A 24,447-nucleotide genomic window follows, 5' to 3' on the forward strand; every position below is an offset into this window, starting at 1 on the left:
CCCGGTCGGGGGCGGGAACTTTCGGCAATCCTGTCGGTTCCAATTCCCGCCAAGTTCCGATGCCTCAATGGTGCGGCTCTGCGGGAGGATGCGATGGTGCGACCGGTCATTGGAATTGCCGCGATGGCGCTTGCCTGCATGCTGGCGGGCGCGGCTCTGGCGAAGGGCGGACATGGCGGTGGCCATGGAGGCGGGCACGGCGGTGGCCATCACGGCGGCGGACATTTCCGTGGCCACGGCGGTGGACATGGGCATGCCGGCGGGCATCATCGCGGCATGCGGTTCACGTCCGGGGTCCGACGCGGCGGGCCCAACTTCGGCCAGATCCGCAATGCTGCGATCCGCCCCGCGAGCTTCCGCAATGCCCTGAACACCAGCGCATTCCGGAATGGCCGGCTGATCAGCAATCCGGCAGCGCGTACACAGATCGTGGCAGCGGCCGCATTGGCCGGCTGGAGCGGCGCAAGCAGCGGATGGTGGCAGCATGCGGGCGGCGGCTATGGCTGGGTCGGGCCGCTGTTCTGGCCGTTCGCCTATAACGACCTTTACGACTACACGATCTGGGGCGACGGGCTCGGCTTCTGGGGTTACGGTTACCCCGACATTTATGCAGGCATTTTCGGCCCCTATGGCTATGATCGCCTGTCGGCCTATCTGCCGCAGCAACCGCAGGGACGACGACGGGCGCGTAGCGCACCGCTCGATCAGCTCTGCGGCAGTGACCGGCGTGCCATCGCCGGACTACCGATCGATCAGATCGCATCCGCGGTGCAGCCGACAGATGCGCAGGGCGCCGCTCTCGATGCGCTCGGCAATGCCTCAGTCGACGCGGCAGCGCTGATCCGCACATCCTGTCCGACGCAGGCCGCAGCGACGGCGCCCGGCCGGCTCGCAACGATGCAGCAGCGCATCGAGGCGATGCAGAAGGCTGTCGAGCTGGTCCAGCCCGCGCTCGATCAATTCTATGGCTCGCTGAACGACGAGCAGAAGGCGCGCTTCAATGCGCTGGCCGAGGATCAGCGTCGTGCGACGGCATCGAACAATGCGAGGGAAGCGTCGGTGCAGTCTTGCAATGTGACCGCCGCGTTCGATTGGCCCGGTGCTGCGATCGATGAGAGGCTTCGTCCGAGCGACACCCAGCGCGCGGCGCTCCAGGTGCTCCAGGATACCAGCGCCAAGGTCAGCGCATTGCTCAAGGCGGGCTGCGAGCCCAATGACATGATGACACCGCCGGCACGCATGGCCACAATCCGCAAACGGCTCGATGCGATGTTGGACGGGATCAAGTCGGTGCGCGCGGCGCTCGATGATTTCTACGCCACGCTCAACGACGAGCAGAAAGCGCAGTTCGAGGCGATCGGGCCGCGCCGCACGTCCTGAACGGTGCAAGCCAATAAAGGCCACGGGTGGGGGCAATGAAGTGGTTCGCAAGGCGGCAGCCGGCCGACATCTGGGATGAGCCGATCCAGGGACCGATCGGCGATATCGACGCGGCGGAGCGCATTCGTAACATCTGCGAGGCTGCGAGAGCGGGCGCGGAGGCTGTCGGAGGCGCCGCACAGGCTGATAAGCGCGAACGTGAGCGCTTTGAACGTGCAGCCCGCGTCGCGATGGAAATTGCGATGAAGATCGCAGACGATCTGATGCGCGACGATGCGGTCCGCCGCATCGTCGACCTCTGCGTGAAGGCAAATGATATCAAGACGGCGCAGATCCTGTTTCGCGCGATCCAGGCGGGCTGGATCCGGGAGGCCGTCCAACACGACTATCCGGCGCTGGCGCAGTAGATCCGGCTCGCGCGTCGGGCGCGAGCCGGATCAATGTCTATGCTCGACAGTCTCAGTATCTGCGGTAGTCGCCGCGATAATGGTCGCCGCCGCCGCGGCCGCCCATTCCAATGCCGATCCCGATACCGACGCCGATGCCCTGCATGACAGCAGCTGGCGGCGGCCCCGGGGGCGGGGCGCGCTCGTAGACCACTTCGTCCGGCGGCGACCGGCGCCTGGGCGGCGTCTCGACCACCTTGCGCTTGGGCGGTGTGTCGTCGACGCGCTTCTTGATCACGGGCGCGACGCTCGGATTGACGGGCGTTGCCGGGCTCGACGGGGTCGAGCATGGGCAGGTCGGGGCCATCGCGACGGCGACCGGGGCAGGGCTCGCAGCGGCGGCGACAGGCAGGCCGTAATTTCGGTTCTGCACGCGAAGCAACAGCCTGCGTGCGGTTGCCGCGAGGTCGCTGTTGTCCCAGTTCGCAAGATAAGCCTCGAACGAGGCGCGGGTGTTGATCGCGGTGGCGCGCTCCCAGGCCAGCATCTGCCGTCGCCGCTCCAGCACGGTGCGCACGCGCGGTGTACGGGTGTCCTGTGCGTACAGCTCGATATAGGCCTGATACGCCGGCACCGTGTCGTCGGTGATGACGAGTTCATAGGCGACCATGGCCGGCTTGCCCTGCAAGTCCTTGCGCCAATCCTCGACGCTGCGCGTGCCGCTGGCGAGCGCCATCGAGGACGCGCCCGGCATGGCCGGCTGGCTGCCGCTGCTCTCGCCGAAGAACTTGAAGTCGGTCGTCAGCGAGGAGCTTTCCCAGGGGATCTGCCGTCCGTCGGTCGACTGCGCGACGGCGACGCGGATGCGCTTGAACACTTCCTCGATCGGCAGATTGGGCTGCTTGGCAACGGTGAGCGCTGCCGTGGTGTAGGGGCTGTCGATGCCACTGCCGTCCTCGGCCTCGGCGCCGGGCGAGGTTGAATAGGAGATGAAGGAGCCCGGCGCGCCGGCCTTGGTGTCGACGATCGCAAGCCCGTGGCCGGCGCCGCTGAGCGCCGGGAACGGATTGTTGCGGCAGGCATCGAGCATGAAGATGCGCGCCCGCGTCGGCAGCGCGCCGAGCGTGTTGAGCATGTCGTTCAGCCGCACGCCCTGGAGTGGAATGTCGGCCTCGCGCTTGGGATCGAGATCGACCGGCACCAGATAATTCTCGCCGTCGATCTGCAGGCCATGGCCGGCATAGAACACCAGTGCCACCGTGTCGGCGCCGCTGGCGCTGACCTTGCCGGCGAAATCCGAGATCGCCGCGCGCATCTCGTTCTGCGCCAGATTGGCGACCGTGGTGACGGTGAAGCCGGCATTGCCGAGCAGCTCCGTCATGCCCTTGGCATCATTGGCGGCGTTGGGCAGTTCCGGCACCGTCCGATAAGCGGACTGGCCGATCACCAGCGCGAGCCGGGCTTCGGCGGCGGCCTCCGTTGGTGTCATCAGTTGTGTGAGCGCAAGAAGGCCTGATGCAAGAAGCAAATGGCGAAAGGCTGGACGGCGCATGATGTCACCTCCATCGGCAATACGCGCGATGATGTCACTTTTTCTAGGTCGGTGCCATGACACTGTCTGTGCGCTAGCTCACGCTGGGCGTGCGACAAATCGGGCAGGATGTCTGCCTGGCCGGCGCGGCAGGCCGTGCGGCGTCACGGCAGTCCGCGGTCCCAGGGCGGGTCAGGCGCAAAGCACGCGGCGAGAAAGTCGATGAAGGCGCGTACCTTGGCCGGTGGCCGGCGGTCGGGCAGGTAGACCGCGTGCACCGCCGAGGTCTGGATTTCCGGCTGGTCGAGCGGGAGCGCGACGAGCGCGCCCGAGCGGAGATCGTCGGCGATGATGAAGGTGGGTTGTCGCGAGAGGCCAAGGCCGGCCAGCGTCGCCGCGCGTAGCGCATCGCCGTTGTTGGCACGCAAGGTGCCGCTGACCTGGACGCGGATTTCGCCCTCTGCGCCGAACAGCCATTCCGCCGCGCTCGCCTGCTGCGAGAGCGTGTACCCAAGGCAATTGTGCCCGGCGAGATCGGCGACGGTGCGCGGCGTGCCGTGCCTGGCAAGATATGAAGGTGTGGCGCAGACCACGAGGCGGTTCGGCGCGAGCTTTCGCGCCACCATGCTGGAGTCGCGCAAGCTGCCGATGCGGATCGCGAGGTCCCAGCCTTCCTCGGCAAGGTCGACGAGGCGGTCGTTGAGGCCGAGTTCGACCGTGACCTCGGGATGGCGTTCGCAGAACTCCGCGATCAGCGGCGCGATCTGCCTGGTGCCGAACACGACGGGCACGTTGACCCGCAGCAGTCCGCGCGGCTCGATGCGCTCGCGCGCAACCGCGGCATCGGCGGCCTCCATGTCCGCGAGGATGCGCTCGGAGGATTCGAGATAGCTCCGTCCGGCCTCGGTGATGGAGAGCCGCCGCGTGGTGCGGTGGAACAGTTTCGTGCCGAGCCGCGCCTCGAGCGAGGCGACATGCTTGGTCACCATGGTCTGCGACAGGCCCATGGCCCGGGCCGCGCCGGACAGGCTGCCGCTCGCGGCGACCTTGGCGAAGACCTCCAGGCTGGTCAGGCGGTCGAGCAAATAACCTCACTCTGTAGGTGTGAAGTGTATTTCGATAATAGCGGATTATCGTTGGAATGAGAATAGATCATGTTGCGGCCAAAGGAGACACCCCATGATCGATTCCCGTACCGCCCCGTACGCCGCACTGGTGCTGCGCGTGACCTTGGGCGCGCTGTTCCTGGCCCATGCCGGCCTCAAGCTGTTCGTGTTCACGCCCGCCGGCACCGCAAAATTCTTCGGCAGCCTCGGCTTTCCGCCCGAGCTCGCTTACCTCATCATCACCGTCGAGGTGCTGAGCGGCGTCGCGCTGATCCTCGGCCTCTGGACCCGCTATGCCGCGCTCGCCGGCATTCCGATCCTGCTCGGCGCGATCTTCACGGTGCACGGCGCCGCCGGTTTCTTCTTCACCAATCCGAAGGGCGGCTGGGAATACCCCGCCTTCTGGGCAATCGCGCTGGTCGCGCAGGCCCTGCTCGGCGACGGCGCCTACGCGCTGCGTCCCTCGCGTGATGTCGCGGCGGCGGGCGGCCAGCTCAGCGTCGCGCATTCGCGCTGACGTCACGGCATTCGCTCCAACCTGAAAGCCGCGGGATCATGATCCCGCGGCTTTCATTCGTCTGCTTCGTACCAGGCCGATCAATCTACGTTCGGTATTGATCCATACCTGAATTGGATCGATCCGCGTCCATCTTGCCTGGCGGGTCTTTCGTTCGCCGGACCATCGCGCGGCATTCGTCGAAAACATCGGCAAACACAGGCATTCCACTGCGTGTTCGCCGGAATGCTTGTTCCTCCCCGCGTCCGCTTCCTCACCGGCCGCAACCCTTGCCCGCGCCGTCGCTTTGGCCATACAGTCGTTGCAACGGGCTGCGGCAACGACCGCGGTCGCGAAAAAGAACAATCGGGGAGAGACCGCACCATGACCATCGTGCCCGTGAACCGTCGCGCGTTCATCAAGTCATCGGCGGCGGTCACCGCCGGCCTCGTGCTCTCCCCCGCCATCATCGGCCGTGCCGAGGCCGCGACGCTGAAGCTGAAATGCTCCTCCTCGCTGCCGAACGATCCCAAATACGCCAACGGCCGCGTCTACTACGACAACCTCGTCAAGAATTTGAAGGGCAACGGGCTCGGCGAGCAGATCGAGGTCGCGTTCTTCCCCGACAACCAGCTCGGCCAGGAGATCGACGTCATCAACTCGGTGAAGCTCGGCGTCATCGATCTCATGGTGTCGGGCTCCTCGATCTCGGCCAATCTGGTGCCGCTGGTCGGCACCTACGATCTCGGCTTTCTGTTCTCCAGCTTCCCGCAGCAGACCAAGGCGTTCGATGCCGGCGCCGCCAAGCCGATCGAGGACGCCCTGCTCAAGGGCGGCAACATCCGCATCATCGCCTGGGCCTATAATTTCGGCTCGCGCAGCGTCTTTGCCAAGAAGCCGGTGAAGACACCGGAAGATCTCGCCGGCCTCAAGATCCGCACCCTGCCGAATCCCGTCATCACCGAATGCCTGCGCCTGATGGGCGCCGCCGCGACGCCGCTGGCGTTCGGCGAGATCTACACGGCGTTGCAGGCCGGCGTGCTCGATGGCCTGGAGCACGATCCGCCGACGATCCTTGCCAGCAAGTTCTTCGAAACGGCGAAATTCTACGCGCTGACGCAGCACAATTTCTCGCCGCTTGCGATCTACTTCAGCGACATGACCTACAACCGCATGGACCCGAAGCTGCGCGAGGGTTTCCTCGATGCCGCGAAGAAGGCCGCGGCCGACACGCGTGCCCATGGGCTTGCGGTCGAGAAGGAGGCGCTGGCGGCGTTGACCGAGAAGGGCGTGACGGTTGCCGAATGCGACCGCGAGGCGTTCAGGAAGCGCGTCGCGCCGCAGACCGAGAACTTCATCAAGGCGCGGCCGGAATCCAAGGCCGTCATCGACATCATCCGCGCAACGCAAGCCTGAGATGACGATCACAGCCGCCGTGCCGCTCCCGGGCGGCCGCCACGGGAGCATCACCCTGCTGCTTCGCCTCAGCGATGCGATCGCGGCCGTCCTGCTCGCCGCCGATCTCGTCGTGGTCTGTGCGTCCGTGCTGTTGCGCTTCTTCTTCAACGCGCCGGTCGAATGGTCCGACGACGTCGCGCGCGGATTGATGGTCGGCTCGGCCTTCTTCGGTGCCGCGAGCGCGCTCGCGCGCGGCGAGAATGTCGGCGTGTCGTTCTTCCGCGACCTGTTGCCGGCACGGCTGCGGACGCTGGTCGATGCCGCCGGCGCGCTGCTGGTGGTGCTGATCTCGGGTTACGTCGCCTATAACGCCATCAAGCTGGGCTCATTGACTGCAGGCCAGACCACCGGTTCTGGCCTGCCGCTGGAGCTGACGTTCTATCCGATGGGCGTCGGCGCGCTGTTCATGACGGTGTTCGCGATCGACCATCTCTGCGCGAGGCCGCTTCCCGATATCGTCAGGGGGCTCGTTGCGATCATCGTCGTCACCGGGCTCTATCTCGCCTGGGATTATCTGTCGCCGTCCTCGGTCCCGTCGGCGGGCACCTTGATGCTGATCGGCTTTTTCGTGACGCTGTTCGGCGGATTGCCGATCGGCTTTGCGCTGGCGCTTGCCGCGCTCATCTTCATCTGGGTCGAGGGCGCGCTGCCCGGCGTCATCTTCGCCCAGCAGATGGCGCGCGGCATCGACAATTTCGTGCTGCTTGCGATCCCGTTCTTCATCCTCGTCGGCTATCTCATGGAAGCCAACGGCATGTCGGTGCGCCTGATCGAGCTGTTGCAGCGCGGGGTCGGCCGCATGCGCGGCGGACTGAACGTCGTGATGGTCGCTTCGATGGTGCTGTTCTCGGGCATCTCGGGCTCGAAGATGGCCGATGTCGCCGCGGTCGGCTCGGTGTTGATCCCGGCGGCGCGCCGCTCGAAGCAGAACCCTGGCGGCGCGGTGGCGCTGCTGGCGGCGTCCGCGGTGATGGCGGAGACCATCCCGCCCTGCATCAACCTGATCATCCTGGGCTTTGTGGCGAACCTGTCGATCGGCGGCTTGTTCGTTGCGGGGCTCTTGCCGTCGGCGCTGATGGCGCTGGTGCTGATTGCGGTCTCCATCATCTTCGGCAAGCGGCCGGACAGGGTCGAGGACGTCGAGCCGCAGATGCCCGTGTCGGGGCTGTGGAGCGGGGCGATCGCCTCGTTCGGCCTGATCTTCATGATCTTCTTCGGCTTCAAGAGCGGCTTTGCCACCGCGACCGAGATCTCTGCCTTCGCGGTAGCCTATGCGCTCGTCGTCGGCAGCGTGGTGTTCCGCGAGCTCAGCTTCAAATCGGCCGCGCACAGTTTCGTGCAGGCGGCGACGCGCGCCGGTCTCGTGCTGTTCATCGTCGCTGCCGCGCAGTCGCTTGCGTTCACGCTGACCTTGCAGCAGGTGCCGCATGCGGTTGGCGATTTCATGCTCGGTTTGTCGAAGACCTCAGGCGTCTGGCTGTTCATCCTGCTCGCGATCGCCGTGCTGATCGTGATGGGCTCGGTGCTGGAGGGCGCCGCCGCGCTGATCATCTTCGGGCCGCTGCTGTTGCCGGTCGCGGTGCAGCTCGGCGTTGATCCCCTGCATTTCGGCGTCGTGCTGGTCATCGCCATGGGCATCGGCCTGTTCGCGCCGCCGCTCGGGCTCGGACTCTACGGCGCCTGCCTGATCGGCAACGTGCCGATCGAGCAGACGGTGAAGCCGATCATGGGTTATCTCGGCCTGTTGTTCCTCTGCCTGCTCGTCATCGCCTTCGTGCCGTGGCTGTCGACCGCGCTGCCGCGGGCATTCGGCTACTGAAGGAGTTTTGTCGTGAAGGTTCTGCTCGCTCACACGCCGGAGATGCGGCGCAATTACTATGGCGATCGCAGCCTAAGCGGTTTGCGCGCGGCCGCCGAGGTGATCCTGCATGAGAGCGATAAAACGCTGGACGCGGACGGCCTCGTGCGCGCCGCTGGTGATGCCGACATCATCGTCGCCGATCGCATGACGGAGGGACGCGGCGAGATCTTTGCAAGGCTGCCGCGTCTGCGCGCCTTCGTCCGCTGCGCGGTCGACATCCGCAACGTCGATGTCGAGGCGGCCTCAGAGGCCGGCGTGCTCGTGACCCGCGCCGGCCCCGGCTTCGTTCAGGCCGTCGCCGAGCTCGCGCTCGGCTTCATGGTCGATCTTTCCCGCGGCGTGTCGCGGACGACCGCGGACTACCAGGCCGGCCGCAAGGTCGAGGCGCGGATGGGCCGCCAGCTCGCCGGCAGCAAAATCGGCATCATCGGTTACGGCAGCATCGGGCGCTATCTCGCCGAGGTGGCAAAAGTGCTGCGCATGGAGGTGCTGGTCGCCGATCCCTTCACCACCGTCAGCGACAGCGCCATCAGGCAGGTCGGCCTCGACGAGCTCCTCGCCGCATCCGACTATGTCGTCTGCCTCGCCATCGCCAACGAGCAGACCGAAAACCTGATCGGCGAGGCGGCGCTGGCGCGCATGCAGAAGCATGCCGTCTTCATCAATCTCTCGCGCGGCAATCTGGTCGACGAGGCGGCGCTGGCCAAGGCGTTGCTTGAGAACCGCATCGCCGGCGCGGCGATGGATGTCGGCCGCGCGCCCGACCAGATGCCGACGCCGGAGCTGGCCAGGCTCCCCAACGTCGTCGCCACGCCCCATGTCGGCGGGCTGACGCCGCAGGCGATCGAATACCAGTCGCTGGAAACGGTTCGGCAGGTCGAAGCGATCGTCAGGGGCGAAATTCCCCCGGGCGCGGTCAACGCTGCGCGCTGGACGCGGCGGCCGTGAGCGGCCCTAAAGCCGATCCACCGCCTTGAACGTCCCGTCCTTCTGGATCACCGTCAAAAACACCTTCGGCGGCGTGTCGATCGTGCGCAGGCCGACAGTGACGGTGCTGCCGCTGATATCGAAGTGGCCGACATCGTTGATGGCGCGGAGCAGGTTTGCGCGCGTCGGTTTCGGTCCGGCCTTTTCCAGCGCCGCGGCCGCGAGGCGGCCGGAGAGATAGCCTTCCAGCGACACGAAGTCCGGTGTCAGCGTCGGATCGAACGCCTTCTGCGCCGCCTGGTAGTCGGCGACGAGCTTGAGCGAGCGATCCCATGGAAACGGCACGACCTGCGAGACGATGACGCCTTCACCGTCGGGACCGAGCTCCCTGGCCAGCGCATTGGCGCCGACGAAGGAGACGTTGACGAAGGTCGGATAGAAGCCGCTGCGGTGCGCGAGCTTGATGAACTCCGCGCAGGGACCATAGGTCCCGACCATCACGATCGCCTCGGGTTCGGCGCGCTTGATCACCCGCCAGGCCGCGGTGACCGCGCGGGTGTTGCGTTCGAAGGTGCCTTCGGCGGCAAGCTCGAGGCCGCGCTTGGCGAGCGCGCGCTTGACGCCGGTCAGACCGTCGCGGCCGAAGGAATCGTCCTGGTAGAAGATGCCGATGCGGGTGAAGTGGCGATCCTCGGTGAGGTGCTTGATCCACGCCTCGGCCTCCGCACCATAGCTCGGGCGGATGTTGACGACGTTGGCAAGCTCGAGGTCGCGCAGGAATTCGGCGCCGCTGAACGGACCGATGAAGGGGACGTTCCTGGCGCTGGTGATCGGAATTGTCGCCATCGCGGTCGGCGTGCCGACCGCGCCGATCAGCGCGAACACCTTGTCGTCCTCGATCAGGTGCAGCGTCTGCGCCACCGAACGGTCGGGGTCGTAGCCGTCGTCGCGGCTGATGAGCTGGAGCTTGCGGCCGTGGACCCCGCCCTCGGCGTTGATCTCGGTGAATGCGGCGACGATGCCTTGCCGCATGCGCTGTCCGAGCGCGGAGGAGGGGCCTTCGAGCGCGGCGGCCTGGCCGAACAGGATCGCATCCTCGCTGACGCCGGCCTCGTCGGCTCTCGCGGCAAGCATGGTCGCGGCGAGGAGCGCGATGGTCAGGACGAGGGATGTCGCCGATCGAAATCGATGCATCGGGAAGGTCTTGCTGAATGAATGGAAGCAGCCTCATGCAGCATATTCCTGCGAGCCTGAATAGCTCGCTAACCGGCGACGTGGCGGCAGCCCGTAGTACTCCGGGCAAAACCGGCAAGTTGTTTCCACAATGCCGGATCATTCGGACACTTCATTAACTAATTCGCGCGTCGCGGAATGCTCGGGTTCCGAAATTGTGCAGTTCTTAACCGCAGTCTTGTTCCGATAGCGGCGCCGGCACCTCAACCAGAGGTTCGGTTCGTCGCGGACAGGGGGACGGCGGCTTCAAGATGGGTGATCGCGATCAGAACGATCAGGATCGGAGGCGTATGACCGGATGGTGGCGTGCCGCGCCGCTGCTCGGGCTGTATCGCCCTGCGCTCGTCGCGGTCGGCGTCGGTCTTCTGTTCTCGGTTGTCGGCGCGGCCGCCGTGGCGCGGTGGGAAGACCGCGTCAACAGGATCGAGTTCGAGAACGCGGCCGAAACCGAAGCAATCGTCATGCAGAATGGCATGGGCGAATACATCTCCAGGCTCGTCGCGCTGCGCACGCTGTTCGAATCGACCAATGACGAAGTCACCCGCAGCGAGTTCGAGACCTTCAGCGCCCGCCTGTTCGAGCGCCATCCCGGCATGCTGCGCATTGCCTGGCTGCCGCGCGTCAACCGCAAGGAGCGCGCGGAATACGAGACCGCGGCGATCGCGGACGGCGTGTCCGGCTATCGCATCAAGTCGCTCCAGAGCGAGGGCTTTGCGACGGCGCCGCAGAGCGACGAGTACTTTCCCGTGTTCTACTCGACCCAGCCGAAGACCTCGTCGGTCTACGGCATGGATTATGCCACCGTTCCGGAGCGCCGCGCGGTGCTGGAGCGCGCGCGCGACAGCGACAAGGTCGCAGCCATTCGCACGCGCCTGTTCGAGCCGAAGGAGGGGGGCCGACTGCCCGACGTTCTCGTCGCCATTCCCGTCTACGCCAAGGGGACGTCGCGCGAGACGGTCGCGGACCGGCGCCGCAATCTGGCCGGCTTCGTGGTCGGCGTCTTCGACCTGCCGCTGCTGATCCAGGCCATTCGCGTCACCACCGGGGCAAGCCCCGCTGTCAGCATGAACGTCTATCCGCCCTTCACGGCGCAGATCGTCAGCCTGGAGCAGATGCTGCCGGATTATTCCTCGGCGGCCACGGCGCCGCAATCGATGCGGGACGTCGCGCGGGCGCTGCACTGGGCAGGCAGCCTCAAGATCGGCGATACCGACTGGCAGGTGCGGGCGGTTCCAACCGCCGGCGGTCCGCTGGAGACGACTTACGATCGCGCCGGCACGGTGCTGATCGTCGGCATGCTGCTGACGCTGTCGCTGTCGACCTATCTCATGCTCGCAAGCCGCAATTCGCGGCGGCTGTCGCTGGCGAACCGGCGGGTGCTCGAGCTCGCCCAGACCGACATCCTGACCGGACTGCCGAACCGCGCCTTCTTCCTCACGCGGCTCGACGAGATGAACAGCCAGCTGAGTGTGCGAGGTCTGCCGTTCTCGATCCTGATGCTCGACCTCGACCGCTTCAAGAACGTCAACGACTCCCTCGGTCACGGTGCCGGCGATGCGCTGCTGCGCCAGGTGGCGCAGCGGCTGAAATCCGCCGTGCGCGCCAACGACGTGCTGGCGCGGCTCGGCGGCGACGAGTTCGCCATCATCCAGGAAACCGGCGCCGATCAGCGCGCCTGCTCGACCGAGCTGGCGGCGCGGATCGCCAAGCTCTTGACCGAACCGTTCCTGCTGCCCGGTCACCGCGTCGAGATCGGCACCAGCATCGGCATCGCCATCGCGCCGGATCACGGCAGCGATCAGGAGCAGCTGCTGAAGAAGGCGGACCTTGCGCTCTATCGTTCGAAATCGGCAGGCCGCAACTGCTTCACCATCTATGACGAGGCGATGTCGGCCGAGCTGGAGGCGCGCAACACGCTGGAGGGGGATCTGCGCGATGCCATCGCGCGGTGCCAGCTGGAGGTGCATTACCAGCCGTTCGTCGACGCGCTCAGCGGCGCGCGGCGCGGCTTCGAGGCGCTGGTGCGCTGGCGGCATCCGACCCGCGGCCTGATCCCGCCGGACCAGTTCATCTCGCTTGCGGAGGAGACCGGGCTGATCGTGCCGCTCGGCGAGTTCGTGCTCCGGCGCGCCTGTGCGGATGCGGCCGACTGGCCCTCCCACCTCGCGGTCGCCGTCAACCTGTCGCCGATCCAGTTCAAGGAGGCCCAGCTGTTCGAGGTGATCTGCGCGGCGCTCGCCGATTCCGGCCTGCCGCCCCAGCGGCTGGAGATCGAGATCACGGAATCCGTGCTGCTGGAGCGCGGCGGCGAGAACCACGCCTTCATGCAGCGGCTGAAACTGCTCGGTGTCGAGCTCGCGCTCGACGATTTCGGCACCGGCTATTCCTCGCTCAGCTATCTGACGGCGTTCCCGTTCGACAAGATCAAGATCGACAAGTCGTTCATCCGCAACCTCACCCAGCAGCCGCGCAGCTCCGCCATCATTTCCTCGATCGTGACGCTGGCGCGCGGGCTGGACATGTCGGTCACCGCCGAGGGCGTCGAGACCCGCGAGGAGTACGAGCGGCTGAAGGCGCTCGGCGTCAATTTCGCGCAAGGCTATCTGTTCGGCCGCCCGCAGCCGATCGAGCGGATCCTGTTCGACGCACCCGTCAAACCTTCACGGCGTGACGCCGCCTGAGATCGCCCTGTCGCATCTCGCCCGACGGGCATGCGCGGAATTCGCTTGACCCGGGCACCCCCGGATGGTCGGTAGGACCGTCCAGGGATGAAACACACAAATATGCGGCTTCCGTTCTTCTACGGCTGGGTCGTGGTCGCCGTGACCTTCGTCACCATGGCCATTGGCGTCAACGCGCGCACCGCCTTTTCACTGTTCTTTCCTCCCATCATCTCCGAATTCGGCTGGGAGCGCGGCGTCACCGCGGGTGCCTTCTCCTTCGGCTTCGTGGTGTCGGGCGTGGTCAGCCCGCTGATCGGCCGCCTGATGGACCGCGCCGGCCCGCGCGCGGTGATGGAGCTCGGCGTCGTGCTGATGGGAGGCGGGTTGCTGCTTGCGCCGCTCACCAGCGCGCCCTGGCATCTCTATGTCACCATCGGCGTCATGGTCGGCGCCGGCTCGGTGTGTCTCGGCTATTCCGGCCAGTCGCTGTTCCTGCCGAACTGGTTCATCCGCAAGCGCGGCTTCGCCATCGGCATCGCTTTCGCCGGCGTCGGCATCGGCTCGGTGACGCTGCTGCCCTGGGTGCAGCACATGATCGAAGAGACCGGCTGGCGCACCGCCTGCACCGCGATGGGCCTGCTCATCCTGGTCGTGCTGGCGCCGGTCAATCTGCTGCTGCACAAGCGCCCGCAGGACATCGGCCTCGAGCCGGACGGTGATGCCGCCCCGGCCGCGGGCGCGGCTCAGCCGATCTCCAACATCGTCGATCCCGTCTGGGTCGGGACCGACTGGACGCTGAAACGCGCGGTGGCGACCGCGCGATTCTGGTGGATCGCACTCGGCTATTTCTGCGGCCTGTACATCTGGTACGCGGTGCAGGTGCACCAGACCAAATTCCTGCTCGACATCGGCTTCAGTCCCGGTGTCGCGGTGTGGGCGCTCGGCATCGTCAGCCTGCTCGGCATTCCCGGCCAGATCCTGCTCGGCCATGTCTCCGACCGGATCGGACGGGAATGGGTGTGGGCGATCAGTTGCGCGGGCTTTGTGATCTGCTTTGCGGCGCTTATGGCGCTGAAGTTCCAGCCGTCGCTGTGGCTGGTCTACGTGATGGTGTTCACGCAAGGCGCGCTCGGCTACGGCCTCACCTCGATCATGGGCGCCGTGGTGTTCGAGATTTTCCAGGGCAAGCACCAGGGCAGCATCTTCGGCACGATCATGCTGGCGGCGCTGGCGGGCGGTGCGGCCGGACCGTGGGTGACCGGCTTCCTCTACGATCGCACCGGTGACTACACGCTCGCCTTCGCCATCGCGATGATCGTGAGCGCCTTGTCGGCGCTCTCGATCTGGCAGGCCGCGCCGCGGAAGGTGCGGGCCGTCGCCGGGCGGCTGCACAAGCTCCAGGCAGGAACCGGCGCCGATTAGGTTCCGCACGCATCAACATACCGTCGTGGTTTTCGCCGATCGTTAAGCATGCCGCGTCTTGGTCCCGAGGCGATAGGGCGGCAAAAACGTCTTGGACACCATCGGAGCGTTAGCGTCTGAGCGATTGCCGCATTTTCCCGCTATCGCCGGGTCAAACGATGTCCGCCTTCGATTGTCGCACTGAAATTCCGGACGTGCTGCGAGCCGCGCTCGAACGCGCCGACGATGGCGTCGTCATCGTCGATGACGCCCATCGCATCACGCATTTCAACGCCGCCGCGGAGCGCATCTGGAAGCTGGCGCGCACCGACGTGCTCGGTCGCGATGCAGAAATTCTCACCCTCAAGGGCTTCCAGGCCGATCCGGTGACCGATCTCCGGGACGAGATCAGTCTCGTGCGTCCTGACGGCAGCCGCATCAGGGCGGCTGTCGCGCTGTCTTCCGTGGCCATCGGCGGCGCCAATCATTACATCGTGTTTGCGCGCGACGTCACCATCGAAGCCGAGCGGCGCGTCAGGATTGGACTTCTCCACGCCGTCTCCGACCAGACCAACCGGGCGGTGATCATCAGCGACACCGAGCAGAACATCGTCTACGTCAATTCCGCCTTCACGACGCTGTTCGGCTACACCGACGCGGAGGCCGAAGGCCGCCGCGCAGGCGAGCTGATTGGCGGCCGGCACACCGATCGCAAGGCCATCGCGAAGCTCATCAAGCGCCTGATGCATGGCGGTCGCCGCGGCGAGGCCGAGGTGCTGGCCTACGACAAGGACGGCGAGGAGATCTGGGTCTGCGCCCGGATCGATGCCTTCCGCGACACGAAGGGCCGGGTCAGGCACATCTTCGCGCTGCTCGAGGACATCACCGAAACCAAGCAGCTGCGCTCTCTGCAGCAGCTCATCATGGGCGCGCTCGCCGACGAGGTGCCGATCGGCGAGATCGCCGACAGGCTGTGCCGTCGCGTCGAGGAGATCGCGCCCGACGTGGTCTGTTCGCTGCTCCATGTCGATGCCGCGGGCCTGATCCATCCGCTCGGCGGTCCCTCTCTGCCCGAGGACTATTCCCGCGCGCTGGACGGCGTGGCCATCGGCCCCAACGTCGGCTCCTGCGGCACCGCCGCCTTCTACGGCGAGCCGGTGCTGGCGACCGACCTGGAGACCGATCCGCGCTGGCAGCCCTACAAGGCCATGCCGCTCGCGATCGGGCTGCGCGCCTGCTGGTCGACCCCGGTCAAGGCCAAGGACGGCCGGGTCATCGCGACATTCGCCTTCTACTATCAAGAACCCCGCGCGCCCAGCAATTGGCACCGGCGCATCGTCGAGGCCTGCGTCAATCTCGGCGCCTTCGCGATCGAACGCAAGGAAGCGCGCGCCGAGATCGCGCGGCTCGCCTATCACGACATCCTCACCGGCCTGCCGAACCGCGCCCAGCTGCGGAACCTGATCACCACGGCGATCGATGCCTGCCCGACCGGAAGCCATGTCGCGCTGGCCTTCCTCGACGTCGATCATTTCAAGGACGTCAACGACACGCTCGGTCACGCCGCCGGCGACGAGCTCCTGATCCAGCTCGCCCAGCGCCTGCGCGAGCAGATCGGCCCCGAGGACATGCTGGGACGGCTCGGCGGCGACGAGTTCGTCATCCTGCTGCCGCAACGCAACGCCGAGGGCGCCGAGCGTGTCGCGGCCGGGATCACCGAAGCGCTGGCCGCACCCTTGAGGCTCGGATCGAAGCTGATGCCGATGTCGGCCAGCATCGGCATCAGCCTCTATCCCGATCACGCCACCGACATCGACACCCTGATGCAGCAGGCCGATGCCGCCATGTACATGGCCAAGCAGGCGGGACGCTCGACCCACCGCATCTTCAGCGCCGAGATGAACGGGCTCACCGAGCAGCGGCTGGCGCTGATCGCGGCGCTCCGCCGTGCCATCGCCGAAGGCGCGCTGACCCTCAGCTACCAGCCGCAGATCCGCAGCTGCGACGGCGCCATCCACGGCGTCGAGGCGCTGTCGCGCTGGCGTGATGCCGTGCTCGGCGACGTCTCGCCGGCGAAATTCATCCCACTCGCGGAGGAGTGCGGCCTGATCGAGCAGATCGGCCTGTGGTCGGTGCGCGAGGCCTGCCGGCAGATGGCGAGCTGGCGCCGCGCCGGGCTCAACATCCCTAGCGTGTCGGTCAACCTGTCGCCGATCAATTTCCGCAACGTCACGCTGGCCGCGCGGCTCAAGGACATCCTCGCCGAATACGATCTGCCGGCGGACGCCTTGATGCTGGAGATCACCGAAGGCGCCTTCATGCACGACAGCGTCGCGGCGCTGGAGACCATGAACGCGATCCGCGAGCTCGGCGTCGGGCTCTCGGTGGACGATTTCGGCACCGGCTATTCCAGCCTCAGCCGTCTTGCGCATCTGCCGATCCGCGAATTGAAGATCGACCGCAGTTTCATGCGCGACATCGAGCGTGACGCCGGCGCGCTCGCAATCGCCACCGCCGTGGTGCGCGTCGGCCAAGGCCTCGGCATGACCGTCGTCGCCGAAGGCGTCGAGACCGAAGGCCAGCGCAAAACGCTGGCCGAACTCGGCTGCGACGTCGTGCAGGGCTTCCTCTATGCCCCCGCGCTTCCTCCCGTCGCGTTCGAACGCTGGCTGATCGAGCACTGCGCCGAGCAGGCGAGGGCGATGCTGGGGCGGCTGGATATTGGGGCGGCGGGCAGCGATGCTGTGAGGCGGTCGGCTTAGGGGCAGGTTCGAAAATAGGGTGCGAACTCACTCATACCGTGAGTACGCACCCCGGTTCGGCTCTAACCCGACGAGCGGTCAGTAGTCCCAGAAGGCTGGCACCCAGCGAAAGTGGTCGCCGTCGACCGCCACCCGGCCGATGGACGGGAACGGCATGTGAGTGGCGACGAGGAACTCTCCGTTCGCTGCCAGCTCCCGCAGAAGGCGGACCCGGACTCGGGCCGCCTCTTCGGGATCGTGCTCGAAGCCGTTGTACCAGTCGGGGTGGTCGAACCCAACAGTGAACACGGCGTCGCCGGCGAATGTCAGCCGATCGCCGCCGGATGCCAGGCGGACCACGCTGTGCCCGGGGGTGTGGCCGCCGGTGCGCGTGACCACCACTCCCGGCGCCACCTCGTGCTCCTCCTCGAAGGTGCGCAGCTGGTTGTGGTATTCCTTCGCGAACCGCTTGGCGGTCGCCCGAAGCGCGTCGGGGAATCCCGGCGGCATCGAGACGTGGGAGAAATCGGGCGCCTCCCAGAACTTGACCTCGGCAGCTGCCACGTGGATACGCAGGTCCGGGCGCAGCCGGTCCCTCACCTCGTCGACGAGCAGCCCGCCAATGTGGTCCATGTGCATGTGCGTCAGCACCACGTCGGTCACGGACTCAAGATCGATACCGGCGGCTTCCAGTCGCTTGCTCAACTGGCCGGCCCGCGGCAAGTGCAGGTCCGGGTCGGATCCCAGTCCGGCGTCGACGAGGATGGTCTGGTCGCCGCTACGCACCACGACCACGTTCAGCGCCCAATCGAACGCATCCGGCGGCAGGAACATGTCCTTCAGCCACGCCGCGCGAACGGCCGGGTCGGCGTTGTGGGCCAGCATCGCGCCCGGCAGCGTCAGTACGCCGTCGCTGATTACCATCACGTCGATCTCGCCGATCTTCAGCGCGTAGCGCGAAGGAACCAGCTCTCGGGGCCCCGGCCCGCCGGGGCGTGTGGTGTTGTGCAGGTTCATGTTCGTCTCCTTAGTGTTACGGATCGTCTGGTTCATCTTGAAAGCTCCTTTTCTTCAGTCTGTAAGAGACCGCGCGTCTGCCGTGGGCAGTGCGGCCAATGCTGATGAGGTGTTCGGAGAATGGAGGCGCTCTGGGGCGACCAGATCCAACAAGCGGTCAGTAGTCCCACCAGGTCGGTACCCAACGAAACAGGTCGCCTGTGGCCGCGACCCGGCCGACCGACGGGAACGGCATGTGTGTGGCGACCAGCCACGCGCCCGTCTCCGCCAGCTCGCGCATAAGCCGGATCCTGACGCGGGTCGCTTCCTCGGGATCGTGCTCGAAGCCGTTGTGCCATTCGGGATGGTCGAACGAGACCGGGAATATGGCATCGCCCGCGAACATCAGCCGGTCGCCGCCGGACGCCAGGCGGACCACGCTATGCCCGGGTGTATGGCCGCCGGTACGACTGACGACCACGCCCGGCGCGACCTCGTGCTGCTGCTCGAAAATGCGCAGCTGGTTGCGGTATTCGTCCAGGAATTGCCTGGATGCTCGCCGAGCCAGGTCGGCAAGCGCCGGCGGCATGGCGGTGCGGGAGAAATCGGGCGCGCCCCAGAACTTGACCTCGGCCGCGGCCACGTGGATGCGCAGGTCCGGACGCAGCCGCTGCTTCACCCCGTCGACGAGCAGCCCGCCGACATGGTCGAAGTGCATGTGGGTCAGCACGACGTCGGTCACGGATCCAAGATCGATGCCGGCAGCATCGAGTCGCGATCCCAGCTGCCCGGCGCGCGGAAAGTCCGGGTACTCCACACCGAGCCCGCTGTCGATGAGAATGGTCTGGTCGCCGCTGCGCACCACGACCTCGTTCAGCGCCCAATCGAACGCGTCCCGCGACAGGAACATGTCGTCCAGCCACGCCCCTCTTGCAGCGGGATCGGCGTTGGTGGCCATCGACTCCGCGGGCGGCGTCAGCACGCCATCGCTGATCACCATCACGTCGATCTCGCCGACACGGAGCGCATAACGCGACGGAACAAGCTCGTCGGCCCGCGCTCTGTCGAAATGTGCGGTGTCGTGCAGGTTCATGTTCGTCTCCTTCTGAGCGTGAGAGATCATCTGATTCATCTTTGAAGGCTCCTCTGTTCGCATTGTTTCATGCTGTGGATTGCTCATGGGCTGCAGCGGGGCCGCGCCCGCAGGGAGCGCGGCCCGTCATCGGGTTGGCGTTTAGAGATCAGTCACGCGTTCCGGATCGGCTGACGCGAGCGCCGCGGCGCGCTCGGCGCGTGGCGGGTAGATCCAGACCGTGTTGATCTCCCGCTTCGTCTTCTTGGCGACGTCGCCGACCATCTCGACATTGCGCTCCCAGCCGCGCGTGAACAGCGCGCCGGCTTCGCCGAGGTCGAGACAGGTGACGTAGGTTTTCTGGTGGTAAGGCCTGGTCGCGAGGCCGAGCAGCTCGGCCGCGGCATTGTTGCCGGCGAAGGCGCCCATCCGCGTCGCGTGCTGGCACGACATCAGTGCGTAATTGCCCTCGTCGTCGCAGGCTGCACGTGCCGCATCGCCGGCCGCGAAGACGCCCTGAACGCCTGTCACCTGCAGGCAGCGGTCGACAAGCAACCGGCCGAAACTGTCGCGCTCGGCGGGAATTTGCGTCGTCAACGGCGCCGCGCGAATGCCCGCCGCCCAGATCACGGTCTCGGTTTCGATGTGCTCACCACTCGACAGCGTGACGCCGGATTGATCGAGCGAGGCGACACCGGCGCCGATCCGTGTCTCTACGCCGACCTTGCGCAGAGCTTGCTCGATGACCGGGCGGGGGCCTGCGCCCATGTCGGGCGCGATCGCATCGTTGCGCTCGACGATGATGACGCGAGTCCTTGCGCCCGTGCCGAGGATTTCGCGAAGCCGCGCCGGCATTTCGGTGGCCGCCTCGATGCCGGTGAAGCCGCCGCCGGCGACGACGACCGTGTCGCGCCCGTTCGTGGCCGGTCGCTTGGCGAGACCATGCAGGTGCTTGTCGAGCGCGATCGCATCGTCCAGTGAATCGACGCTGAAGCCGTGCTCGGCAAGACCCGGAATGTTCGGACGGAACAGCCGGCTGCCGGTGGTCACGACGAGGCGGTCGTAAGAGAGCGTCTTCTTCGTGCCCTTCGCCGTGGCGATCTTCACCATGCAGGATCTGGTGTCGACCGTCTCGGCGCTGCCTTGCACATAGCTGACGTCGATGGCCTCGAGCACCTCAAGCAGGGGCGCCGTCAGGGTCTCCGGCTTCGATTCATAGAGCCGCGGGCGAACCACGAGCGTCGGTTCGGGGGCAACCAGCGCGATCTCGAGCTGGTCTGGCGAGACGCCTTGGATCTCACGCAGGCGAGCGGCGGAAAGGGCGGCGTACATGCCGGCAAAGCCGGCGCCGATGATGACTAGTCGCATGGGTCTACTCCTTGATCTCTGCGTTTCAAAAGTCCGTGCGCGAGCCGTCGCTGCTCCGCTCAAAGCAGCGTCCGGTGACGGCACGAAGAGGTGAAGTGAATCGCCGGTGTTAAGGCGCTACGCAGCGCGACAGCGGCGAACTCGATGGCCAGCCTTGGTGCAACCAACTTTGGCGTAGCCAACTTTGTCGAAAGACGACCGGCTGAGTCGTCCTCGGGCCCCAGTCCTGGTAGGGAAGACCGGAGCCATCCCGGATCATGATGGACACCAGCGGGTAGGTCGGATGCATGGCTTGCGCCGGAATCTCCACCTCTTCGCCCGTTGCCGACGTGAAGCGAACGGCCAGCGAGAGTCCGTACAAGGTTGCGGTTGCGAGGCCTCGGCGGCGCGACGCGATCACCCGCCGGCTGATGAAGTTTTTCCAGGTCATCTTCGATCTCCGTCGATTGGTCTGGGCATGGTGATGGTCTAGCGGATCGAATTTGCCGCTGCGCCAGAGCGATTGCCGTGGTTGCATCGCGATTGCTGTTAACGCTTATGCCTGCGCCAGTCGCTCGGCGTCTCGCCGGTCAGCTTCCTGAAGGCGGCTGCGAACGCCGTCTGCGACGAATAGCCCAGCGCCGCGGCGATCGAGACGACCGCTTCGTCGCTGTCGCGCAGCATGCTCATGGCCTGCTCGAGCCGGTGTTGGCGCAGCCAGGAGTGCGGGGAAAGGCCGGTGCTCTCCTTGAAGGCGCGGCAGAAGTGAAAGCGCGATAGTCCGGCATCGGAAGCCAGGGCATCGAGCGAGACGTCCGCATCGCTGTCCGAGCGCAACCGTTCGATCGCACGGAGCAGGATCTTCGGCGACAGCCCGCCCATGGTCGGCTGCAGCTTGGTGGGCGAACCTGTGTGCGCAACCAGCAGGCGCGTGGCGAGAAGATCTGTCAGTTGATGCCGGAACAGCGTATCCAGGGCTTCATTGCCTCCGAGCGCATCTGCCGCGCTCAGGAGTAGCCGGGACGTAATCGGGTCAGGATGCGCCGTCCGCTCCAGCAGGTCGTCCGTTCCCGTGATCTCGGCTTCGCGAGCAACGCGCTTCAACGTTGCATCCGGAAGATACAGTTGAACCACATCGACGGGCTTCGGAATGTCCCATCGGGAGCTCGATCCCTCCGGAATGATGATCAATACGCCGGGACGAAACGTACCGATCGCAATCGATTTTCCCGTCCGCCGCTCCATGCGTTGCATCATGCCGTTGTAGGCCATGATCACGTGGTGGCTCATGGGCTCGACGACATCGTGCAATGGATCATGTTTCCAATGGGCGATCCCGGCACCGGAGGACTCCAATGCCATGCGAAGTGGTTCGGTCCCGAGCACGCGCGCCATCTCCGCATCGGCGCGTCGCTCGGAACTCGAGCGATCGTCCGACTGTGGGCTCTGCGCGGGTGGCAAGCCCTTGTGCGAGGGATTGCGCATGAGTGCAGTGCTCCCGGTCATCGCGTGGCTCCTCCTGATCAGCTCAAGCTTTCGATCAGTGTCCGTATTTGTACGGGTCGGGGCGTGTTCTATGCGCGGCGAAGGCTCAGCGTATTTCCTGAAGCGGTTGTGCTTTGTCCGATCCTGCTCCAAGCCGGCGCGCGCTTTCACAAACGCACGATGGGCCGGTGATGCGCATGCCGAGGCATTGAACGGAGATTGCGCGAGAGGCACCCAAGCCCGTTGAGATTGCTCGTGAAAAGGGGTCTGAGGCAAGAAATGCGGCGGGCCGTCACACGGCTGTCGCCCCGAGCCGCTGGTCTGGACCGTCGCTTGGCGATGTCGGATAATTGGGCGTGATTTGGCGGCGGCGCCGCGTTCCCAAATCTCCTCTCATATGAGTTCCACGCCCATGGCACAGGCAGCTGCCTTCGCGCAGAAGGTCGAACGGTTTCTGCATCTGAAAGATGCGCCGCCAACGCTGGTCACGCGTTCGCTGCGCAGCGCCGAGCTCGCCGTCACCGAGACCCGGGATGACCATCCCATGCCGCGTCTTTCCGATTCGATGCCCTCGGAGGACGCCTATCTCGTTGGCCTGAAATTCCGCGATTTCGCCGATTGCGAGTGCTGGGAGCGCGGCCGCTGCGTGATCAAGAGCGATATCCAAGCCGGCGCGACATACCTGTACGACCTGAAGCGCGATCCGCGCTACGTGATCGACAAGCCTTTCCATTCCCTGTTGTTCTATCTGCCCCGTTCGGTGCTGGACGACATGGCGAGGCAAGGCGGCGCGCCACGGATCGGCGAACTCGCCTATCAGCCCGGCGTCGGCCATGACGATACGACGATCCGCCATCTCGGCGCGTCGTTCCTGGCGGCGTTGCGCCAGCCTGATGAGGCCAACCAGCTCTTCATCGACCACATGATGCTCGCGCTCACCGCACATGTTGCGACGACCTACGGCGGATTGCGGAGCGCCGCCGAGCCGGCGCGCGGCGGCCTTGCCCCATGGCAGGTCAAGCGGGCTTGCGAAAGGCTTGAATCCGATCTCCGCGGAAAGCTTTCACTGGACAAGATCGCAGCCGAGTTCGATCTCTCCGTCAGTCATTTTTCGCGGGCATTTCGCCTCTCCACCGGCCTGCCGCCGCACCAATGGCTGCTGCGCCAGCGCGTGGACACGGCCAAGCAATTGATGACGGTGCGCGACCTGTCGCTGGCGGAGATTGCGATATCGGCCGGGTTCGCCAATCAAAGCCACTTCACCCGGGTATTTTCCTCGGTGGTCGGCATCAGCCCGGGAATGTGGCGCCGCGAGGCGCAGGGCGCGCCGGAAAGCGAAACGTGATCCGGCTCCCAAGAGCCTGTCCGCTCGCTGTTCGGCTCAACGGCGCCTTGCCTGAGAGATGGCATAGGCGGCGCTGCGCGCCGCAAACATCTCGTCCGGCGGGTGGCCGATGCCTTCGGCAAGATTGGCCGGATTGAACGCGGACCCGTCGCACGTCTCGTTTGATTCTGTGCCCGTTATCACGATCGTTCCGAGGCGTACCGCTTCGCGCGCATCCTCGTCGGGCCAACGGGTGGTCACGTCCATGACGGGATCGCCGGGCCGGTCCAGCAGCGCCATCACGCTGAACCTGACATCGCGTGCCCCGATCCGGGCTTCGAGCTCGCCGCGCAGAAAGCCGGTGGACTCGGCTATGGCCGCGTCCTCGGGCGGCGTGCCTTCCTCGCCGACCGGCGCGACCTTGAATTTGATGAACCGTGTCTCGCCCTTTGCGTTCGTTGCGGGAAAGGCGTGCACGCCCCAATAGGTCGTGCACGCAAGGCTCGCGGGCGGCGGATGCACGGCAAGGTAGCTTGCCTGATGCAGCGTTTCGGGATTGGCGGCGGAGAATGCCTCGACCTGCGCCATGTCCTGCTTGCAGTCCGGCCCCGGCATGCGCGCCTGGAGGAACGCTAGCATCTGGTCGAGCGTTCTGGCGAAATGAACCGGGGCGCTCTGGGTGAAGATCTCGGAGCGCTGATCCCCACTGCCGAGCCGGAAGCTGAAGCCGCGCAGCGAGCACCTGTCAGTGTCCACCGCGTTTGGGGTGCAGCCGTCCGCCGAGAACCGCGCCAGCACCCGGGACGGCTTGATGAAGCTGCGGGATCTGGTGATCTCCTCGACCTGATGCGACGGGGTGTAGGTGCCGCGAACACATTGGCCCCAGGAAAAGCTCGCGCGGGCCTTGGGCGGAAGCCCGGCAACCGCCTTCAGGGCATCGACAACAGACGTCGGCGTGGCAGCGCCGCTGGGGAACTGAGGCAGGACGAACCCCCGGGTTCGAACGGTGGCGCTCGTTTGTGGCGCAGGACGGATCGAGC

19 protein-coding genes are annotated in these 24,447 nt (G+C 66.0%); 10 read left to right on the forward strand and 9 right to left on the reverse strand.

From position 1 onward, the window contains the following. The first annotated feature begins 93 nt into the window (after window positions 1–93). Both AABA84_RS09375 and AABA84_RS09380 read left to right on the forward strand, forming a co-directional pair. Window positions 94–1,380 carry a Spy/CpxP family protein refolding chaperone gene (locus AABA84_RS09375; protein WP_338311933.1) on the forward strand — a complete coding sequence of 429 codons (1,287 nt, stop codon included), beginning with the start codon at window positions 94–96 and terminating at the stop codon, window positions 1,378–1,380. 35 nt (window positions 1,381–1,415) lie between these two features. After that, entirely contained in the window at window positions 1,416–1,787 is a 372-nt protein-coding gene (locus AABA84_RS09380) for a hypothetical protein (protein WP_212475203.1), read from the forward strand. A 52-nt stretch (window positions 1,788–1,839) separates the two neighbouring features. On the opposite strand, the gene AABA84_RS09385 is transcribed toward AABA84_RS09380, so the two are convergent. Together AABA84_RS09385 and AABA84_RS09390 are read right to left on the reverse strand one after the other, a co-directional pair. Then, window positions 1,840–3,318: a caspase family protein gene (locus AABA84_RS09385; RefSeq protein ID WP_338311934.1), complete on the reverse strand. Its 1,479-nt coding sequence runs from the start codon at window positions 3,316–3,318 to the stop codon at window positions 1,840–1,842. Window positions 3,319–3,461: 143 nt separating this feature from the next. After that, window positions 3,462–4,382 (reverse strand): LysR family transcriptional regulator, encoded by a 921-nt coding sequence (locus AABA84_RS09390; protein WP_338306225.1) that lies wholly within the window; start codon window positions 4,380–4,382, stop codon window positions 3,462–3,464. 94 nt (window positions 4,383–4,476) lie between these two features. Between AABA84_RS09390 and AABA84_RS09395 the strand changes: the two genes are divergently transcribed. The 4 genes from AABA84_RS09395 (at window position 4,477) to AABA84_RS09410 (ending at window position 9,166) form a co-directional block, all read left to right on the forward strand. Next, entirely contained in the window at window positions 4,477–4,920 is a 444-nt protein-coding gene (locus AABA84_RS09395; protein WP_338311935.1) for a DoxX family protein, read from the forward strand. Between the two features lie 363 nt (window positions 4,921–5,283). Beyond that, the gene (locus AABA84_RS09400; RefSeq protein ID WP_338306227.1) at window positions 5,284–6,315 is read left to right on the forward strand and encodes a TRAP transporter substrate-binding protein; all 1,032 of its coding nucleotides are present in this window, start codon (window positions 5,284–5,286) and stop codon (window positions 6,313–6,315) included. Between the two features lies 1 nt (window position 6,316). Then, window positions 6,317–8,176: a TRAP transporter large permease gene (locus AABA84_RS09405; RefSeq protein ID WP_212249894.1), complete on the forward strand. Its 1,860-nt coding sequence runs from the start codon at window positions 6,317–6,319 to the stop codon at window positions 8,174–8,176. 12 nt (window positions 8,177–8,188) lie between these two features. Next, window positions 8,189–9,166, forward strand: coding sequence for an NAD(P)-dependent oxidoreductase (locus AABA84_RS09410; RefSeq protein WP_338311936.1), 978 nt, complete (start codon window positions 8,189–8,191; stop codon window positions 9,164–9,166). A gap of 6 nt (window positions 9,167–9,172) precedes the next feature. Here AABA84_RS09410 and AABA84_RS09415 read toward each other — a convergent pair whose 3' ends face one another. Continuing rightward, window positions 9,173–10,339 carry an ABC transporter substrate-binding protein gene (locus AABA84_RS09415; RefSeq protein ID WP_212249890.1) on the reverse strand — a complete coding sequence of 389 codons (1,167 nt, stop codon included), beginning with the start codon at window positions 10,337–10,339 and terminating at the stop codon, window positions 9,173–9,175. A gap of 329 nt (window positions 10,340–10,668) precedes the next feature. Between AABA84_RS09415 and AABA84_RS09420 the strand changes: the two genes are divergently transcribed. The 3 genes from AABA84_RS09420 (at window position 10,669) to AABA84_RS09430 (ending at window position 17,204) form a co-directional block, all read left to right on the forward strand. Then, window positions 10,669–13,059 carry a bifunctional diguanylate cyclase/phosphodiesterase gene (locus tag AABA84_RS09420; protein ID WP_338311937.1) on the forward strand — a complete coding sequence of 797 codons (2,391 nt, stop codon included), beginning with the start codon at window positions 10,669–10,671 and terminating at the stop codon, window positions 13,057–13,059. 102 nt (window positions 13,060–13,161) lie between these two features. Beyond that, complete coding sequence (locus tag AABA84_RS09425; protein ID WP_212250090.1) at window positions 13,162–14,463, forward strand: MFS transporter; 1,302 nt, start codon at window positions 13,162–13,164, stop codon at window positions 14,461–14,463. A gap of 158 nt (window positions 14,464–14,621) precedes the next feature. After that, window positions 14,622–17,204, forward strand: a complete 2,583-nt coding sequence (locus tag AABA84_RS09430; RefSeq protein ID WP_212249886.1) for an EAL domain-containing protein — start codon at window positions 14,622–14,624, stop codon at window positions 17,202–17,204. 78 nt (window positions 17,205–17,282) lie between these two features. Here AABA84_RS09430 and AABA84_RS09435 read toward each other — a convergent pair whose 3' ends face one another. The 5 genes from AABA84_RS09435 to AABA84_RS09455 form a co-directional block, all read right to left on the reverse strand. Further along, entirely contained in the window at window positions 17,283–18,236 is a 954-nt protein-coding gene (locus AABA84_RS09435) for an MBL fold metallo-hydrolase (protein WP_338311938.1), read from the reverse strand. 121 nt (window positions 18,237–18,357) lie between these two features. After that, window positions 18,358–19,311, reverse strand: a complete 954-nt coding sequence (locus tag AABA84_RS09440; protein ID WP_338311939.1) for an MBL fold metallo-hydrolase — start codon at window positions 19,309–19,311, stop codon at window positions 18,358–18,360. Window positions 19,312–19,413: 102 nt separating this feature from the next. After that, a complete protein-coding gene (locus AABA84_RS09445; protein WP_338311940.1) occupies window positions 19,414–20,619 on the reverse strand; it encodes an NAD(P)/FAD-dependent oxidoreductase in 1,206 nt (401 codons plus the stop codon). A 109-nt stretch (window positions 20,620–20,728) separates the two neighbouring features. Then, entirely contained in the window at window positions 20,729–21,049 is a 321-nt protein-coding gene (locus AABA84_RS09450; RefSeq protein WP_212249875.1) for a hypothetical protein, read from the reverse strand. Between the two features lie 98 nt (window positions 21,050–21,147). Then, window positions 21,148–22,083 carry a helix-turn-helix transcriptional regulator gene (locus AABA84_RS09455; protein WP_246550551.1) on the reverse strand — a complete coding sequence of 312 codons (936 nt, stop codon included), beginning with the start codon at window positions 22,081–22,083 and terminating at the stop codon, window positions 21,148–21,150. Between the two features lie 412 nt (window positions 22,084–22,495). Between AABA84_RS09455 and AABA84_RS09460 the strand changes: the two genes are divergently transcribed. Beyond that, a complete protein-coding gene (locus AABA84_RS09460) occupies window positions 22,496–23,428 on the forward strand; it encodes a helix-turn-helix domain-containing protein (protein ID WP_338306283.1) in 933 nt (310 codons plus the stop codon). 36 nt (window positions 23,429–23,464) lie between these two features. On the opposite strand, the gene AABA84_RS09465 is transcribed toward AABA84_RS09460, so the two are convergent. Next, window positions 23,465–24,391, reverse strand: coding sequence for a catalase (locus tag AABA84_RS09465; protein WP_212250083.1), 927 nt, complete (start codon window positions 24,389–24,391; stop codon window positions 23,465–23,467). Between the last annotated feature and the right edge of the window lie 56 nt (window positions 24,392–24,447).

Source organism: Bradyrhizobium sp. TM239 (assembly GCF_036247985.1).
GTDB lineage: Bacteria > Pseudomonadota > Alphaproteobacteria > Rhizobiales > Xanthobacteraceae > Bradyrhizobium > Bradyrhizobium ottawaense.